Annotated in this window: 18 protein-coding genes; 13 read left to right on the top strand and 5 right to left on the bottom strand. The window is 67.5% G+C overall.

Annotated elements, in window-relative coordinates:
- Positions 1-45: 45 nt before the first annotated feature.
- Genes ACN8HC_RS10455 through ACN8HC_RS10445 form a run of 3 tightly spaced genes read right to left on the bottom strand, consistent with a single transcriptional unit; the run spans position 46 to position 3,141 of the window.
- Positions 46-684, bottom strand: coding sequence for an arsenate reductase/protein-tyrosine-phosphatase family protein (locus ACN8HC_RS10455; protein WP_490074765.1), 639 nt, complete (start codon positions 682-684; stop codon positions 46-48).
- Entirely contained in the window at positions 671-1,762 is a 1,092-nt protein-coding gene (gene arsB, locus ACN8HC_RS10450; protein ID WP_490074764.1) for an ACR3 family arsenite efflux transporter, read from the bottom strand. Before arsB ends, ACN8HC_RS10455 begins: the two co-directional genes overlap by 14 nt.
- Positions 1,762-3,141, bottom strand: a complete 1,380-nt coding sequence (locus tag ACN8HC_RS10445; protein WP_490074763.1) for an FAD-dependent oxidoreductase — start codon at positions 3,139-3,141, stop codon at positions 1,762-1,764. Before ACN8HC_RS10445 ends, arsB begins: the two co-directional genes overlap by 1 nt.
- Positions 3,142-3,233: 92 nt before the next feature.
- Between ACN8HC_RS10445 and ACN8HC_RS10440 the strand changes: the two genes are divergently transcribed.
- On the top strand, positions 3,234-3,590 hold the full coding sequence (locus ACN8HC_RS10440; RefSeq protein ID WP_490074762.1) for an ArsR/SmtB family transcription factor: 357 nt from the start codon (positions 3,234-3,236) through the stop codon (positions 3,588-3,590).
- A 224-nt stretch (positions 3,591-3,814) separates the two neighbouring features.
- Here ACN8HC_RS10440 and ACN8HC_RS10435 read toward each other — a convergent pair whose 3' ends face one another.
- Entirely contained in the window at positions 3,815-4,066 is a 252-nt protein-coding gene (locus ACN8HC_RS10435; RefSeq protein WP_490074761.1) for a hypothetical protein, read from the bottom strand.
- A 424-nt stretch (positions 4,067-4,490) separates the two neighbouring features.
- Between ACN8HC_RS10435 and ACN8HC_RS10430 the strand changes: the two genes are divergently transcribed.
- From ACN8HC_RS10430 to ACN8HC_RS10375, 12 genes are all read left to right on the top strand, one after another.
- Positions 4,491-5,291 carry a hypothetical protein gene (locus ACN8HC_RS10430; protein WP_490074760.1) on the top strand — a complete coding sequence of 267 codons (801 nt, stop codon included), beginning with the start codon at positions 4,491-4,493 and terminating at the stop codon, positions 5,289-5,291.
- A 50-nt stretch (positions 5,292-5,341) separates the two neighbouring features.
- The gene (locus ACN8HC_RS10425) at positions 5,342-5,587 is read left to right on the top strand and encodes a hypothetical protein (protein WP_490074759.1); all 246 of its coding nucleotides are present in this window, start codon (positions 5,342-5,344) and stop codon (positions 5,585-5,587) included.
- Complete coding sequence (locus ACN8HC_RS10420) at positions 5,584-6,432, top strand: hypothetical protein (protein ID WP_490074758.1); 849 nt, start codon at positions 5,584-5,586, stop codon at positions 6,430-6,432. Before ACN8HC_RS10425 ends, ACN8HC_RS10420 begins: the two co-directional genes overlap by 4 nt.
- A complete protein-coding gene (locus ACN8HC_RS10415) occupies positions 6,432-6,728 on the top strand; it encodes a hypothetical protein (protein ID WP_490074757.1) in 297 nt (98 codons plus the stop codon). Before ACN8HC_RS10420 ends, ACN8HC_RS10415 begins: the two co-directional genes overlap by 1 nt.
- 1 nt (position 6,729) lies before the next feature.
- A complete protein-coding gene (locus tag ACN8HC_RS10410; protein WP_490074756.1) occupies positions 6,730-7,563 on the top strand; it encodes a hypothetical protein in 834 nt (277 codons plus the stop codon).
- Between the two features lie 23 nt (positions 7,564-7,586).
- The gene (locus tag ACN8HC_RS10405) at positions 7,587-9,197 is read left to right on the top strand and encodes a TrbL/VirB6 family protein (protein ID WP_490074755.1); all 1,611 of its coding nucleotides are present in this window, start codon (positions 7,587-7,589) and stop codon (positions 9,195-9,197) included.
- 21 nt (positions 9,198-9,218) lie between these two features.
- Positions 9,219-10,724 carry an SCO6880 family protein gene (locus tag ACN8HC_RS10400; protein ID WP_490074754.1) on the top strand — a complete coding sequence of 502 codons (1,506 nt, stop codon included), beginning with the start codon at positions 9,219-9,221 and terminating at the stop codon, positions 10,722-10,724.
- Between the two features lie 331 nt (positions 10,725-11,055).
- Positions 11,056-12,375: an ATP-binding protein gene (locus ACN8HC_RS10395; protein ID WP_490074753.1), complete on the top strand. Its 1,320-nt coding sequence runs from the start codon at positions 11,056-11,058 to the stop codon at positions 12,373-12,375.
- Positions 12,376-12,378: 3 nt separating this feature from the next.
- Positions 12,379-13,956: a peptidoglycan DD-metalloendopeptidase family protein gene (locus ACN8HC_RS10390; protein WP_490074752.1), complete on the top strand. Its 1,578-nt coding sequence runs from the start codon at positions 12,379-12,381 to the stop codon at positions 13,954-13,956.
- A 145-nt stretch (positions 13,957-14,101) separates the two neighbouring features.
- A complete protein-coding gene (locus ACN8HC_RS10385; RefSeq protein WP_490074751.1) occupies positions 14,102-14,554 on the top strand; it encodes a hypothetical protein in 453 nt (150 codons plus the stop codon).
- The gene (locus ACN8HC_RS10380; RefSeq protein WP_490074750.1) at positions 14,551-16,005 is read left to right on the top strand and encodes a type IV secretory system conjugative DNA transfer family protein; all 1,455 of its coding nucleotides are present in this window, start codon (positions 14,551-14,553) and stop codon (positions 16,003-16,005) included. Before ACN8HC_RS10385 ends, ACN8HC_RS10380 begins: the two co-directional genes overlap by 4 nt.
- On the top strand, positions 16,002-16,673 hold the full coding sequence (locus ACN8HC_RS10375) for a hypothetical protein (protein WP_490074749.1): 672 nt from the start codon (positions 16,002-16,004) through the stop codon (positions 16,671-16,673). Before ACN8HC_RS10380 ends, ACN8HC_RS10375 begins: the two co-directional genes overlap by 4 nt.
- A gap of 7 nt (positions 16,674-16,680) precedes the next feature.
- Here ACN8HC_RS10375 and ACN8HC_RS10370 read toward each other — a convergent pair whose 3' ends face one another.
- Positions 16,681-17,334 carry a prepilin peptidase gene (locus ACN8HC_RS10370; protein ID WP_490074748.1) on the bottom strand — a complete coding sequence of 218 codons (654 nt, stop codon included), beginning with the start codon at positions 17,332-17,334 and terminating at the stop codon, positions 16,681-16,683.
- Positions 17,335-17,371: the final 37 nt, after the last annotated feature.

The raw sequence follows: 17,371 nt of genomic DNA, 5'->3' as shown, positions 1-17,371 counted from the left end.
TCACGGGACGTGCAAGGACAGGACGGGTGGTTCCGAGCAAAGGGGTTAGATGTTGAGTTCGCGCAGCAGGGTGCCGACGCGGGTGGTGAGGTCGTCGCGGATGTCGCGCAGCACGGGCAGGGGTTGCCCGTCGGGGTCGGCGACGTTCCAGTCTTCGTAGCGTTTGCCCGCGTAGACGGGGCAGGCGTCGCCGCAGCCCATGGTGATGATGACGTCGGCGGCGTGGACGACGCTGTCGGACAACGGTTTCGGGTAGGCCTCGGTCAGGTCGATTCCGCGCTCGTGCAGGGCTTCGACGGCGACCGGGTTGACGCCCCCGGTGGGGTGGGACCCGGCGGAGCGTACGTGCACTTTCCCGGGTGCCAGGTGTGCGGCGATCGCGGCGGCCATTTGGGAGCGTCCGGCGTTGTGGACGCACACGAACAGGATTTCCGGGACGGTCTTGGCGACCAGGCCGGCCGCTTGCGCGGTCGCGGTGAGTTGTTCCTTGGCGTGCCGGGTGATCAGGATTGGCAGGAACGTGGCGATCTTCGAGGGCGGTTCCAGCAGGTCGCGGGCGTCGGTGACGGCGACGGTGACTTGGTCGCGGGTGAAGACGCCGTCGAATTGGTAGGCCAGGTCGTCGATGATTGGCGCCAGCTCGACCGGCCGGGCCGGGGCAGAGGGTGCGTCAGGTGAGGGCATGGGCCGACTCCTTTGTCGTGAACCTGTTGCGTAGCGCCAATGACACGTAGACGAGGCCGACCAGGACCGGGACCTCGATGAGGGGGCCGACGACACCGGCGAGGGCTTGGCCGGAGGTGACTCCGAAGGTGGCGATCGCGACGGCGATGGCCAGTTCGAAGTTGTTGCCTGCGGCGGTGAACGCCAACGTGGTGGTGCGTTCGTAGCCAAGGCCGACAGCCCGACCGAGGGCGTACCCACCGCCCCACATGAGGGCGAAGTACACCAGCAGCGGGAGCGCGATGCGGGCCACGTCCAGCGGGTGACCGGTGATCTGGTGGCCCTGCAACGCGAACAGGATGACGATCGTGAACAACAGCCCGTACAAGGCCCAGGGACCGATCCGGGGCAGGAACTTCTCCTCATACCAAGTACGCCCCTTGGCCTTCTCCCCGAGGCGGCGTGAGAGGTACCCGGCCAGCAGCGGGATGCCGAGGAAGACCAGGACGGACCCGGCGATCTTCCACGCGGACACGTTGAGGTGTTCTTGGTGCAGGCCGAGCCAGCCCGGCAGCACCGACAGGTAGAACCAGCCCAGGACGGCGAACATGATGACTTGGAAGACGGAGTTGATCGCGACCAGCACGGCGGCTGCTTCGCGGTCGCCGCAGGCCAGGTCGTTCCAGATGATCACCATCGCGATGCACCGGGCGAGGCCGACGATGATCAGCCCGGTGCGGTAGGTAGGCAGGTCGGGCAGGAAGATCCAGGCGAGGGTGAACATCAGCAGCGGCCCGATGACCCAGTTCAGCACCAGTGAGGTGACCAGCAGCCGCCGGTCGCCGGTGACGGAGTCCAATTTGTCGTAGCGGACCTTGGCCAGGACCGGGTACATCATGATCAGCAGCCCGAGCGCGATCGGCAGTGAAACGCCTTGGATGTCAACGGCGCTCAGCGCGTTGTCCAGGCCGGGGATGGCGCGCCCGAGCAGTATCCCGGCGACCATGGCGGCGCCGATCCAGACCGGCAGGAACCGGTCCAGGGTGGACAGCTTCCCGACCACCGCATCATGGGCCGGAGCCTGCCTCGTGGTGGTCATCAGGACAGACCACCCGTGGTGGACAGGCCGCCGAGGCTGACCGGTTGCGGACCGACCGGGCCGCAGCAGCCGCCGCCGGAGCCTTCCTCGGAATCGAACAGACCCGCGCCGCCACACACGCCGGTGTCGGGCAGGGCGAGCTCCACCTGGCGGGCCGCGTCCAGGTCACCGGCCAACGCCGCGGCGATGGAACGGACCTGCTCGTACCCGGTCATCGCCAGGAACGACGGGGCACGCCCGTAGGACTTCATCCCGGCCAGGAACAAGCCGTCCTCGGGTTGGACCAGGACGTCATACCCGTGGGGCTGCACCGACCCGCAGGAGTGCCAGTTCGGGTCGATTTCCGGGGCGAGCTTGGCCGGTGCCTGCAACCGCTGATCCAAGTCCAGGCGCACCTCGGACAGGAACGACAGGTCGGGACGGAACCCGGTCACGCACACCACCTGATCCAGGCCCTCGATGCGGCGACCATCAGAAGAGACCAACACAACTCGGCCGTCAGCGTTGTTGTCGGTGCCGCTGTTGTTGTCGGCGTCTTCGACGGCGATGGTGCGGAACCCGGTGACGACCTCGATCCGGCCATCGGTGACGGCTTCACGGACCCTGGCGCCCAGGGCGCCACGTGCCGGAAGTTCGTCGGCGTCGCCGCCGCCGTAGGAGTTCCCGACCGTCCCGCGGCGCAGCACCCACACCACCCGGGACCCGGGGGTGTGGACGCCGTCGCCGGTGAGCGCGATCAGCGACGTCAGCGCCGACGCACCGGAGCCGACGACCGCGACGGCCATACCCGCGCACGGGTTACCGTCCGCTGTGGCGTCCGGCATGCCGTACAGAATCCGGTCGGCGTGCGCGGTCTCACCGGAGACCGGGTATCCCTCCGAACCCAGCGGATTCGGCACACTCAACGTGCCGGTCGCGTCGATCACGGCCCGCACGAACACCCGCTCGATCGACCCATGAGAGGACTGCACGTGCAGCACGAACGGTTGCTCGTCGCGGCCGGACTCCACCAGCAGGTCCCGATCCAGTCGCGACACACCGACCACGGTGGCACCGGTGCGTACCCGGTCGCCCAGCACTGCCGCCAACGGCGCCAGGTAGTCCGTGATCCACGCGGTGCCGGTCGGATACCGCTTCCCGTTCGGTGCCGCCCATCCGGTGGGTGCCAGCAGTTTCTCCGCAGCCGGAGAGGTGAGTTCGGACCACGGGGAGAACAACCGCACATGTCCCCAGGTCCGCACCCCGGCCGCCGGTTCGTTGCCTTGCTCGAAGACCACGACCTTCTGGTCGCGGCCGACCAACTCCGCAGCGGCGGCCAGACCGATCGGTCCGGCACCGATCACAGCGACCGGAAGCTCTTGGGGGACAACGGAAACCATCAGCGACCACACCTTCTGACTAGACGACTGATTAGATGAATGTCGATATGGTCAGCGTTGCGCATTGCATCGATGATTGTCAATATGGTGTGGTGACCGCAACCAAGACGACCCGCACACCACCCGCCGCGACGCCGGTGTGCGACACCGCATGCGTGCCAGGAGACGGCCTCGACGCCGTAACCGCCGAGCGCGCCGCGGCCGTCTTCAAAGCGCTCTCAGACCCGGTCCGGCTCCGGCTGTACACCCGGATCGCGTCCTGCGCGGGCGAGACGTGCGTGTGCGACATCCAAGACGTCGGCGTCTCTCAACCGACCGTGTCCCACCACCTGCGCAAACTGCGCGAGGCCGGGCTCATCGACTGCGAACGCCGCGGCACCTGGGTGTACTACTGGCCCGTCGCCGGCGGACTCGATCCACTGAGCGCAGTGCACACGCACGCCCGGTAAAGGCTTCCCGGCGCGACTCAAGCCCACCAGCGCGAACTCGCCGACCTCGCCGCACGACTGGACCAGCCGCGCGCCGAGCGCGATGCCGCTCTCGGCAAACTCATCACCCTGCGGCGAGGCACCCGCAGTAGTGAATCAGCCACTCGAACAACGATTCCCACTGATCCGCGCCCCTGAGCCGCGGTATTCAACGGTCGTGTTCGTATCTAGCTAGCTGCCGGGGACTATCGCAATTTTGGTGTTTCTGGTCCGTGACACGCCCCCCTGGTTGGGGCGGGATCGGAGTAGTAGCGCATGACACTGCAGCGCACCACGTCGTCGACCAGCTGCACGTCCTCATAGAGCCTGCTGGATCCGGTCATACACCGCAGGTCCCGTGCTGTGGTGACGAGTTGCTCCAGGTCCTCGCTACTGGGCACCGTCCCAGCAACGTCGGGTGCGGGGGAGTAGGTCAGCGTCACGGCGTAGGAGCTCATGCCGTGGATTGTGTCGCGGCGACCTGACACCCGGGTTGGCCAACGGTGCCGGCACGCCGACGGGCGCCTTATTTGGCGACCGTCAGTAGACCCAGGGGATGCCGCCCCGGTCCGTGTTTCGTCACCGATTCCCTCCCGTGCGGTGCGCCCGGTGAGGGAGTAGATCCCCGCCGCGAGATCGCCGGCGGAGGGTGCGGGATCGGGCGACAGCGCACGCCCGATGCGCGTCCAACCACCTGGCGCAACCCCTGGCCGGAAGAAATTCTGAGAAGAGGGGGAACGAGGTGTTTGTGCAGGTCAACGTGCCGTAGCGGTCAACGTTCCCCCTGCGTTCCCCCAGCCACGGTGCCCTTGGAGGCACGTAGCCGGATACGTCCGCTGGGGACCTTCTGTCTGTCCGATTCGACAGACAGGAACTCAGGCGATGAGCGTTGAAGACTGCCTCGGTCTCTCCCCGAACAGCGAGCTGCTGGCGCAGGCCGACCAGGCGTGGCCGACATGGTGCGAACAACATCCCAGGCTGAGTGCCGCCACCGACACCACGACCATGCGGTCCTGGCTGCGGCAGCACACCACCGAGGAATGCGACCAGCTACTCCGGTGCCTGGCGGAACTGGCCGCCACCGACGGCAGCAACGACGTCGCGGCGGCCGCCGCTCTCGCCTGGGCGCTGATGCCCGGGGTGTGCTCCCTAGCGAACAGGCTGGGCACGCTCGCCCCGGAGATCGACCAAGTCGTCGCCGGACAGCTGTGGCTGGAAGTGCGCACCTTCCCGTGGCGCCGGCTGACCAAGGTCTCCGCCAACATCCTGCTGAACACCCGCGCCGGGGTACTGCGCGAATGCGGCGCCCACTCCCAGCTCGAACGGACCGACCCGACATGGTCACGCACCAGCCCGGTCGACCCGTCCCATTGGTTCTGGCTGGAGGGACCGGCCGACCCCAACGACGCGGCCGCCGAGGAGCTCCTCCAACTTTTGGAGTGGGCATGCGACCACGACGTCATCACCCCCGCTGACCGGTCGCTGTTGCTGTGCCTGGTCGAGGCGGCCGACCGGACAGCGATCAACCGCACCGGCCGCAGCGGCGCCGGGCTCATGGCCAACGGCCTGAACCAAGAGGTTGCCACCCAGCTGGGGATCTCGGTGCGGACACTGCGCCGCCGCACCCGCCGCAGCATCGACGCCCTGACCGATGCATGCGGACACGGGAAGGCGACGGCATGAGTGACCGCCAGCACCCCCATCGGCACCTTAGGTCGGTCGAGGTGATCACAGTGACCGAGACGACGGAAACCCCGGCAGAAGAACCCCAGCACGAGGCTGGACGCAGCACCGCAGACATCGCGGCCTTGTTCGACGTGGCCGGCCGCGAAGAAGAAGCCATCCGCCAGCTCGACGGCTGCATGGCACGCCTGCACGAGGTGCAGCACGCCAAGGCCGCGCTCAAGACCCTGTCGGCGCCGGAACTGCGGGCGGCACTGGAGTTTCGCCGGGCAGCCCTCGGTGGTGAGCCCGCATGACACAGGTAGTCGCCGAACGGCCCGCCGTCTCCGTCGACGAGCTCAAACGCGCATGGGTGGCGGTGCAGGCCGGACAATTCCGGGCTAACACCACACGGCCCGCAGCGCAGCCCGCTGTCGACCCGCGCCGGACCCGCACGACCAGCCCGTGGCAGCCCGACCCCACCGAGGTCGTCCTGCCGGTCCTCGGGTGCGGAGGATCCTCCGGGGCCACCACGCTGGCCGTCGCGATCGCCACCGCCGCCGGGGCCGGCTCCCGGGTCGTGGAGTGCTCGTCAGTCACCTCCTCCGGTCTGGCGGCCGCCAGCACCGCGGAACTGGGCGCCTACGAGAGCGCCTGGTGTCGCGGTAGCCGCGACCATGTGCTGCTCGAACGGGTCGTCGACGTCCTCACGACCGCCGAAGAGATCCCGCACCCGTCAACCCCCGACCGGCCCGTGACGCTCACCGTGCTGGACATCGGGTGGGAGCTCGGCCAGGTCCTGACCACTCCGGGCTGGATCGGCGACTTCGTCCGCGATGCCACGCACGTGGTGTTGACCACCACCGCCACCGTGCCCGGCATGCGCCGCCTCGAGGGGGCACTCGACCTGCTCGGCAACGACCACGCGTGCGCCGCGGTCCTCGGACCGCGCCGCAAGAAGTGGCCCAAGAGCGTCGAGCACACGGCCGGTCGCGTCACCCGTGACCTGGACCGGCAGGGGCTGCTGTTCGAGATCCCCGAAGAGGCCGCCCTGGCGGTCGACGGGCTCACCGGGTGCCCGCTTCCCAAGCCGCTGCTGTCGGCAGCTGACCAACTCGCCCAGCGCCTGCTGGACGACTCCACGAAAGGAACACCGCAATGATGAGTCAGACGAGTGTGCACGCGGTCGCTCTGGCGGCCAAGGTCTGCCCGAAGGCGCCGAAGGGCGCCACGGGGGCGATGAACGACATCACCGGCTACGTGATGTGGGGCGTCATCGCTCTCATGGGCTTGGGGATGCTCGTCGGCGTCGGCGGCGTCGTCGCCGGCCGCGTCTTCTCGATGCCGCACGCGAGCAAGATGTCGATCATCGGCATCTGCGTCGTGTTCGGCGCGGCGATCGCCTACCTGGTGCTGCCCGGAATGCTGAACGCAGTCATCGGTAAGGGCTGCGTGTGACATGAGTGCGCAGCTCGATGGAACCGTTGGCTGGGACCGTCGTCGGCTGGTGTTCGTGCTCGGGGTCGTGGTCGCAGCCGGGGTCGCTCTGATCCTCGGCCTGGGGTTTGCGATCTATTTCGCGATCTCCACCGCGATGTCCGGCGGACACAGTGACTCCGGCTCGGCCGGGAAAGAGTCGCATACCAGCACGCACGCCACCGGCACGGCTCACCGCAATCAGATCGCGGCCGAGCCGATGCTGACGGTCGACGAGGACGCGGCGCAACCAGCGCCGCCGGCCGCCGTGGCAGCGAAGACGGTCAACATCCCGCAGAGCACCACACAGGGGCCGGCGGGAGTGCCATCGGGTTTTCCGCACTCTCCGGAGGGCGCGGTCGGCCAACTGGCCGCCATCGAGCAAGTCGTGCTGCAAAGCATGAGCATCCAGCAGGTCGACAGTATCCACGCCGGTTGGGCGATGCCCGGCGCGCCGAGCGTCGCCAAGTGGCCACTGACCCAGGACGTTCAAACGTTCCTCGGCGACGCTCAAATGGGCGGCACGCTCGACCCCACGAGCACCGTGGTGGTCACCCCTGTCGGTGCCCAAGTCAAGGGCAGCGACGGACCGGACTGGGTCTTGGCGTGCGTGCTGGTGAAAGTGCACGCCACCATCACCCAGGACGCCCAGATGGGATACGGCTACTGCGAACGCATGCAGTGGCACACCGGCCGCTGGATGATCGCACCCGGGGCCCTTCCGTACCCGGCACCGTCGACCTGGCCAGGTAGCGATATCAGCAACAAGGCCGGCTGGAAGACCTGGGCCGGCGCCGACGAGGGGTCCGACCAGTGATCCCCGCAATCGGTTGGCCTCATGTGCCCAACCCGTTCAGCTGGCTCGCCGGCGAGGCCGGCAAGGTCGTGACCGGCGGGTGGACCATGGCGATGCTCGGCCTCTGGAACGCCGGGCTATGGATGCTGCGGCTGGTCCTGAACATCATGGACGCGTTCCTGACTCCCGATCTGAGTGAGAACGGGGCCGGGTCGGAGGTCTACCAGTACACGTTCTGGATCGCGGGATCACTGGTTGTGCTGATGCTGATGATCCAGCTCGGGGTGGCCGCGATCCGCCGCGATGGCAAGAGCATCGCCACTGCCCTCGTAGGCACCGGCCAATTCACGCTCGTCTGGTCCTGCTGGGTCGGCGGCGCCGTCATGGTGCTTGCCGCCGCGGGCGGGCTGCAACGGGCCTTGATGCTGGCCTTGCTGAAGGTCGACTCCTGGTCCGCCTGGAGCCCCTTTCAGGACATCAGCACCAAGACCATCACCGATGGCACAGTCGCCACCGTTCTCGGCGGCATGGGCTGCCTACTCTGGCTGGCAGCGATCGGCCACCTGCTGGTGATGCTCACCCGGGCCGGCGCACTGCTCGTCCTGTCGACGACGACACCGATCTCGGCGGCCGGGCTGGTCTCGGACGTCGGCCGGCCGTGGTTCTGGAAATCGTTGCGGTGGTTCATCGCCGCGGCCTTCTCGCCCGTCATCATGGTGCTTGTCCTGGGCCTCGGGGTGAAGCTGAGCACCGGCGTAGCTACCGGATTCACCGACTCCACCCAGAAGGCGATCGGCACCGCCGTGCCCGGGGTGGTGTTGATCCTCATCTCCACGTTCTGCCCGCTGGCCCTCTTCAAGCTGCTCGCGTTCGTCGACCCGGGCACCACCTCGGGAGCCGCCCTGCGCGCCGGCCTCGATGCCCAGGGCGGCCTGCAAGGGCTCCTCAGCGGCGGTGGCGGAGCCGAAGACGCAGGGTCCAGCGCTGCGTCCAGCTCGGACGAGAACGGCACCTCGCAGGGAGAGGCATCCGGCGAGGACGCCACTTCGTCCCGGTTCAACAAGGCCGAGGGCGGCATGCTCCAGTCCGCCGGCGGCATGCTCGGCAGCGTTGGCGGAGCCATCGGCGGAGCAGCGGGCAAGGGCCTGGGCGCGATGCAGACCGTTGGCACCCGGGGCGCCGCGATCGGTGCCGATCTGACGAACCAAATGGGTGTCGGACACAACAACTACTACCCGGACTTCAGCGGCGGGAAGCAGCAGCAGAAGAGCAGCGGCAACAGCGGCAAGGACGAGAACCCGGACCGTCACAAGGACGGCGAAGGCGGCGGCGACGGGCAGGGCGCGGGTCCCAACGACCCCTCGAGTTCGACCCAGAACGACCCGACCACCGGGCAAGGCGCCGACGGCGAACAGGGCCCGACGAACCCCGGGCAGGCCACGCAGGGACCCGAGATGCCGACACCACCTATGCCACCCAATACGTCTCCGTCAGGCGGCGACGGCGGGGGCCAACAGGGCGGCGGCCAACAGGGCGGCGGGTCGAAGGGCGGCGGCGGCGGTGGTCCGAAGGGCGGCGCCCCTGGCGGATCCGGTGGCGCCGGCGGCGGAGCAGCAGGAGGCGGCGCCAGCGAAGCGGCTGTCGTTGCGGTGTGAGCGAAGAAGGAGTGAACTGAAATGGCAACGATCTACAACGACTACTCACGCGATCGGATCGGCTGGTTCTTCGGGCTGTCCGGATGGCAGGCCGGGACTCTCGCCGTCGCGGTGCTGCCACCGTGCTGGGCCCTGTCCAAAGGTGCGTGGGCCTCGCTCGGCCTGTTCGCGTTGCTGTGGGTGGTGCTGTTCGTCGTCACCGTGACGCCGGTGCGCGGCCGCTCGGCAGTGGGATGGTTCGGGGCGCTGACGCGGTCGGCGGTCGGCGGGCTCTTGGGCTGGACACGGTTCCGGAGCAAGGCGGTCACCGGAGAGATCGACAACCTGGATGACGCCGACTTGCCCGGAGTCATCCAGGCCGTGCAGATCCACGACGGCCCACCCTCGGGGCCATCGCTGGCTCGGATCGCGGTGATCCAGGACCACGCCACCAAGACATGGGCAGTCACCGCTTCGGTCGTACATCCCGGGATCGGCCTGAAAGAGGCGGCCGAGCGGCTCCAGCAGGGGACGGGGCTCAGTGACCTGCTGGACACCGCGATGCGCACCGAACTCGTCGAAGAGATCATCTTCCTCATTCGCACGGTGCCCGACGATGGTGCCGAGCGAGACCTCTACGTCGAACGACACCGCCGCAACGGGCCAACGCTGGCGCGACAGATCAATGACGAGCTCCAGGCCGGCCTGTCCGCAGCGGGCGTGCGCACCGAGGCGTTCTGCACCATCGTCGTCGCGGAGTCGCGGCTGAAGGGCGAAGCCAAGGAGACCGGCGGCGGGTTGGACGGTCGATGCCGCGTCCTGTACAGCCTGATGGCCGAAATCGAGGCACAGCTGCGCGGCGGCATGGCGATGACCAACGTGGCCTGGCTGACCTCCCCGGAACTGGCGCTGGCGTGCCGCACCGGGTTCGCCCCGGGCGATCGGGCAAGCGTGGTCGACGCCCTGGCAGCTCGAGAGCGCGACACCGACGTGAACACCGATGTCCCTTGGGCGATGGCGGGGCCCTCTGGTGCCGACGCCGCGATGCGGCACTACAGCCACGACGCGTGGAACTCGGTGTCGAGCACCATGAAGCTGCCGACCAAGGGCGCCGTGATGGGAGCACTGGCGCCGGTGCTGACCCCCGGCGAACCAGGGGAACGACGCAGCTTCATGGTCTGCTACCCGATCGTGCGGCAGGCCAAGGCAGATCGGCAACAAGGAAACTCTGAGTGGAAGGCCGACGTCGCCGACGCGCTGCGGAGCAAAGCCAAGGTGAAGGCCCGCGCCCGACAGCGCAACGAAGCTGCCAAGGTTCGCGGTCTGGACACCAAACTCGCGCGCGGCAACGCGCTGATCCGCCCTTACGCCGTGTGCACCGTGACGGCACCCAAGACCGCTCGGATCAGCGAGTACGGGCGTCGGCTGGACGCCTCGGTCCGCCGAGCAGGGTTCGCGCCGCTGCGTCTCGACGTCGCCCAGGACGCGGCTTTCGCCGCTTCGACCGTCCCGCTCGGCATCAGCCTTTCCCGGCAGGGGGACGCATGAGACCTGTACCTGGCACGCGCACCGGCTCGGCTCGACCACTCGAGCTGCACGACCAACGCCGCTTCGGACGAATCAAGCACGGCAAGGGAGCAACGCTCAAAGCCGTTCTCGCGCAAGCGATTCAGGAGCAGAAGCGACGATGAAGCCACACCGCAAAGACGGCCGCGATATGGCCCGCCTGCTTCACGACTTCGGGCACGAACTGCCACGGGTCCCCGCACCGGTGCCGACCCCGAAAGACCTGCGGCTGTTCCATTACGCCTCATGTGGCGGAGCCAAACGTCGCGGCCGAGGCTGGGCGCCAGCCAAGGCACCCGTGACCGCTTGGCGGATGACATCGGACCAGGCGCCGGTCCTGTGGCCCTTCGTGGCAACCCCGGGTCTGCCGCCCACCGGCGCGCAGATGGGTATCGACCAGCTCAGCGGCGGCTCGTTCTTCGCCGACCCACTCGGATGGGTGCTGGACGACGAGGTCCCGGTCACCAACCCCAACATCATGCAGTTCGGCAAACCGGGCCGCGGAAAGTCCGGCAACACCAAGGCCTTCTGCCTGCGGATGATGGACTTCGGCTACCGCACGCTGATCCTGGGCGACCCGAAAGACGAATACGAAAAGCTCTGCCTGGCTCTGGGAGTGGAGCCGTTTGCGATCGGCCCCGGAATGCCCGCGCGGATCAATCCGCTGGCATTCGGTCCGCTGGGTCAGGGGTGGGAAAAGCTCTCGGCGGAAGAGGCGCAGCGTCGCGCGCCGATCATCTTCGGGCGATGGCTCACCCTGGTCCGCGGGCTCGTCGGCTCCCAACGCATCGGTGACGACCGTGTGCCCTTCGGCCCCGACGAAGGCAACGTCGTCGAGAACGCGTTGCGGGTGCTCACCGGATACAGCGCCGGCGCATCGCGGCTGCGGGAAACCACCATCCCCGAGCTCTGGTATTTGCTGCACAACCCGACCGAGGAACTGATCGCCGAATGCCGCTACAGCTCGGACCGGCACTTCCTCGACGAGACACGGTTGCTGCGCAACGCCCTCGGTCAGCTGGTCTCCGGTGCACTGGCCGGAATGTTCGATGCGCACACCACGATCGACGTCGACTGGAAAGCCCCCATTCAGAGCCTGAGCCTGCGCCGACTCGAACCGCTGGGCGATGACGCGATGGGTATCGCGCTGACCTGCGTCGGCTCGTGGGGACGCGGCATGCGCGAGATGGCCGACCCCGGAGACCTGCGAGTTGTGGTCCGCGACGAGATCTGGAAGCAATTCCGCCTCGGCCCCGAGGCAGTCAAGGCGTATGACGCGGATCTGCGACTCTCCCGCACGGACGGCGACATCCAGTGGGCCAACGCCCACAAGCCGTCAGACCCGATGTCGGCGGGCGACCAGGGATCGCAAGCTGTCGCGATCGCCAAAGACCTCATGCACCTGGCAGACATCAAGATCCTGATGGGCCAAGACAACGCGATCGGCGACGAACTCGAACAGCTCCTCGGCCTGGGCCCCATCGCCCGATCCCTGATCACCGGCTGGGGCATGCAAGGCAAGGGCCGAGGCCTGTGGGTCGTCGGCGAGCAGATGTACAAGGTGCAGACGGTGCTCCACCCGCTCGAGCGCGAGCTGACCTTCACCAACGAGGCAATCGAGTCGGCGGCCTGAACCATGAAGAAGGTCGTCATCGGTCTCGCGATGGTCCTGGCCCTCATGGTGGCCGCGCCCCTCGCGGCAGCCGTGATGATCGTCGTGGTGTCGTCCCCAGCTGCCGGGGAAGAGCTCAAAGCGCAGAAATGCCAGTCGGGTTCGACGGTCGCGACCGGCCCATGGCGTGTGCCGACGGCGCAGAAGTATGTCATCACCTCCGGGTTCGGCCACCGGACATCACCAGGCGACGGCATCGGTTCCACCTACCACGAAGGCGTCGACATCGCGATGCTCCCCGAGCCGGCGTCGGTGCTCGCCGCCGCAGCCGGCACAGTCAAAGTCGCGGGCCCCTACGGCGGGCTGGGGAACGCCGTCGTACTCGACAACGGCTCCGGGATCTCGACGACCTACGGCCACATGGCCAAGCTCGACGCGAAGATCAAGGTCGGATCGAAGGTCACCATCGGGCAGCGCCTCGGGTTGGAAGGATCGACAGGAAACTCGACCGGCAACCACCTGCACTTCGGCGTCGCCGAAAACGGCAAGTACATCAACCCCGTGCCGTTCATGAGTCAGCACGGCGCGCCCCTCAACGGGCAACAAGTCGCACCGACCCCACCCAAGAAAACGCCCCCGGGCGACCCCGGCGGCGAGGGCGGGATCGGTTTCCCGCTGCCGCCGCCCGGAAAGCCACGGAAGGCGTCGCTGCACAACCCGCCGATCGTCATCCCCAGCGCGATCAAGGCGTTCTACGTGAAGGCCGCCAAGCGCTACAAGTTGCCGTGGACCCTGCTGGCCGGAATCGGCATGGAAGAGACCTCGCACGGATTCAATCTGGGTGTGAGCTCCGCCGGGGCTCAGGGGCTGATGCAGTTCATGCCCTCGACCTGGGCGACATACGGGGTCGACGGCGACGGCGACGGTAAGGCCGACATCGACAACAACGCCGATTCCATCATGACTGCGGCGAACTACCTGACAAAGCTCGGCGTGACCACCGGCGGAGCAGCAGGCGTCAAAAGGGCGATCTTCGGATACAACCACGCCCAGTGGTACGTCAACGACGTGCTGTATTACGCCGCCAAATACGGTGGCGGCACCGTGCACGGGGACCCCACCGAGTGCGGTACCGGGAAAGGCAACGGAAACCCAGACCTGCCTCCGCTGAAGAGCAAACGAGTGAAGAAACTGCTCACCTGGGCCAGGAGCCACCTGGGTGACAACTACGTGATGGGGGCCAACGGGCCGCACACCTGGGACTGCTCCAGCTTCGCCTCGGCGGCATATCGACAAATAGGCATCACCATGCCAAGGACCGCCCAAGTGCAGCAGAAATGGCTCGCGTCCGGGAACGGATTCCGGGTGTCACCCAGCGACGCCAAGCCTGGCGACCTGATCTTCTTCGACAGCTACCTCGGCCCCAACGCCATCGGCCACGTCGAAATGGTCTTCAACCCCGCCACACATCAAGCGATAGGCGCGCAGAACCCGAGCATCGGCGTCGCGATGACCGACTACTCGTACGACATGAAGAACAAGCACATCTTCCAGGTGTGGCGCGTGGGTGACATCTCGGATAGCGGCAAACACACAATGTAAATAGGTTAGCTATAGTTTAGATATCTGGACTGCACACGAGTCAGTCACCCTCCGTCATCGCGGGCGTCCGAATCGGGTGAGCGGCGGTGACCGCCGGGAGGGCCTCCTTCTCCTTCGGGACAGCAGAGCCAACCTAGGAGGAACGATGCAGAGAGCTCGTCGCCGCGACCCCGTCCCGTGGACGTGGGAGATTCCGTTCGCGATCACGGTGGCCGTCCTGGTGGTGTTGTCGCTCGGCGTGCAGCTGGGTCGAGCGATCGCGAACCTGTTGTCGGGGGACGGTTGGACGTGGGCGCCCAGAGTCGAGCTGTTCAGCAGCTTGCCGGGGGTCTTGGGCGGGCACGCCGATAGCGGCCTCACTGGCGCAGGCCACGTCGCCGGCGCGCATCTGTTGTGGGCGTGCGTGATCGTCGTCGAACTGGGCCTGATCGTGGCCGCAGGCTGGGGCGTGAAAGTTGGGATGGACCGTTGGGGACCGAACCGACTGCGCGGAATGGCCAGCCGTGCGGAAGCTGAAGAGCTGCTGGGCCGGTCGCATTTGCGGGAGGTCGCGCCGGTGGTCCGACCGGACCTGTACGGCAAGAGGAGCGGCCGATGAGGGCGTTACGGGTAGACCCGGCCGAGGTTGGCTGGAAGATCGGCACGGCGCACGAGCCACGCGGTGGCGAGCTGTGGCAGCCGTGGGACCGTACCGCCGGCGTGATCGGACCCCAGGGCTCCGGTAAAACCCTCGATCTGCTGATCCCAGCGCTACTCGGCGCACCCGGTGGGGCGTTGGTGACATTGACCAAGCTCGACGACCTCTTGCTGAGCCTGACCGCCCGGCGGCGAGATGGCCGACCGTGTGTGGTGCTCGACCCCTTCGGGCTGGCCAGCGGACTGGACGAGCTGATCTTCGACCCGATCGCCGGCTGCGTCGACTCGATGATCGCGGAACGCCGAGCCAAAGCGTTCACCGCCGGCACCGTCAAGGGAGCTATCCAGGGAGGGCAGGGCGATGACGCCGCCCGGTTCTACGCCGCGGAGGCGGCCAAGGTCCTCCAGGCCTATTTCCACGCTGCTGCACTGAGTGGCAGGACCCTGGAAGACGTATTGCGGTGGGTGGCGAATCCGCAGAGCACCACCGACCCGACCGAGATCTTGCGTGAGCACCCGCACGCTGCACCGTTCTGGCACGGGCTGCTGCATGGGGCGTTGAACGGTGACGATCGCACCGCCGGCAACACCATCACCACGGTGCAGCAAGCGATGAGCCTGTTCTTCCAGCAAGACATCCGCCGCCGGTGCGTGCCTGGAGACGGCCGACCGGCAACCGACATCGCCAAGGTCATCCAGCAGGGTGGGACGATCTACCTGCTCGGCCGGGAAGACCCGTACGCCAGCGCATCGCCGCTGATGACCGCGGTTGCCGAGCATGTCCTCGATATGGCGCTACTGGCGGCCAATAGTTCACCGTGGGGCAGGTTGTGCCCACCGTTCCTGGCCTGCCTGGACGAGCTGCCGTCGACGGCGCCGTTGCCGACGTTGCGGACTCGGATGGCCAACGAACGAGCCCTGGGGTTGTCGTTCATTTATGCGGCGCAGACCTGGCGCCAGCTCTCCTCGATTTTCGGTGAGAACGATGCTCGGGCGTTGTTCGGGTTGACCAACTCGGTGATCGTGTTCGGCGGCTCGAAGGACGTGGCGTTCAACCAGGAGATTTCGGACCTGGTCGGCATGGTCCGGGTCTCACGCACCAGCTGGCAGACCGGGCAGATGGGCGGACGCACCACCTCAGGGGAGGACATCGCGATCCTGCGGCCGGAGGAGATTCGGCAGTTGGAGGAGCGGCACGCCTTGGTGATCGCCGAGAACGGCAAGTCGATCATCGCCCGCTTGCATCGGTCCATCGACGGGGCCGCAGGTAGGCAGCTGCTGGCCGAGCAGGACAAGCTGCGGGTTTCTTTGGCGGCCGTCCGCCGCAAGGCCATCACCCCCGAAGCCCGCACGACCGCAGCCCTGGTGGAAGCCAAGCGCCGGGGCCTGACCGTTGACAGGAGTCAGCAGTGAATACCGATGCCGCGCGTGAACCCCTGGTCGCCTCGATGGTGCGCCCCTTCCCGGAAGGCGGCAGCATGGTGCGGCTGGCCTACCGGGAGCTCAGCATCGCCGCCAATGGCGACAAGGACCAGGTCAAGGCTCTCGGGCCGTTGCACATGCTGCCGCGGCCGTGGGATCCGCCGACGTGTCGTCGACCCGAACTGCGCGAGCAGCTGTGGGAGTGGCTGGAGGAAGTCGTCAGCTGGCTCAATCGCGAGTACACCTGGGACGTGGCCGGGGCGATTCCTCCTTGCTGGCCTCAGCACCCTCACCTGGTGCACGAGATCGCGGTGCTGGCGGACCAACGTCGCCGCGCGGGCCTCGCCTTCGACAGCAACGCGATGGAGGAATGGCACCGCTACGCGCTGCCGGCGTTCGCCGACCGGATGCGCAACCGGCTCAAAGATCACTGCGAGGACGGCCACCAGGGCTGGCCGGGCCGAGGCCGGTATGCCCGGTTCACAAGCGATCAGACGGTGCATGAGCGGCAGGAGACCTACGCCGCCGACGTTCGTACGACCGCACTCGGCCGCAGGATCGAGCACAAGGTCGAGGAGGAGAGCCGCCCCCGGCTGGCTTCGGTCAACCTGGACACCGGCGAGCTGGACGATCTACCCGAGGGTCCCCAACCGGAGTAGTCGAAGATCAGGGCGCGAAGACCGCCACGGCGATGAGTGAGCCCAGCAGCATCCACGGTCCGAACGCGATCCGAGTGATGCTGGGTTTGCCGCGCCGCGTGACCGCAACCCACGCCAGGCACAACAACGAGGACAGCAACATCGCCCACCACAGCACACCAAGGCCGACAGCCCCGAGGGCGAGACCCAGGACGGCCGCGAGCTTGACGTCGCCGAGCCCGACCGCGCCACCGCCCACCAGGTGCAGCGCGAAGTAGCAGCCACCGGCAAGGACGAGGCCGACTCCACCCAGGACCGGCACCTGGAGCCGGTCGGTCACGGCCGAGACAACGACGACCGCGAGTAGCGAGGCGACCGCAACCGGTCCGAGCACACGATCCGGCAGCCGGTGCACGTCCAGGTCGACCGCGGCGAGCCACGGCCCGGTGATCGCCAATGGCGCCAGTAACAGCAACGCCCACGGCCGGTCAGGTGACAACCGCAGGCCCAGGGCCGCGGCAGCTATCAGGGCAGTCGGCAACACCCATGCCACCGAGGACGGCCGCGGAAGAGCAGCTTCATGGTCGTAGCGGTACCGCAGGGCGCGTAGGTTGCGGACGCTCAGGACCCCGGTGAGTGCGCCGACCAGTGCCGCGGCCACGGTGAAACCTGCGGTGTCCATGGCGCTGACGGTACGGGAATCGGCAGCTCGCGCCGCT

The sequence above is a fragment of the Flexivirga sp. YIM B11880 genome (assembly GCF_058148645.1).
This window is presented reverse-complemented; position numbering and strand designations above follow the sequence as displayed.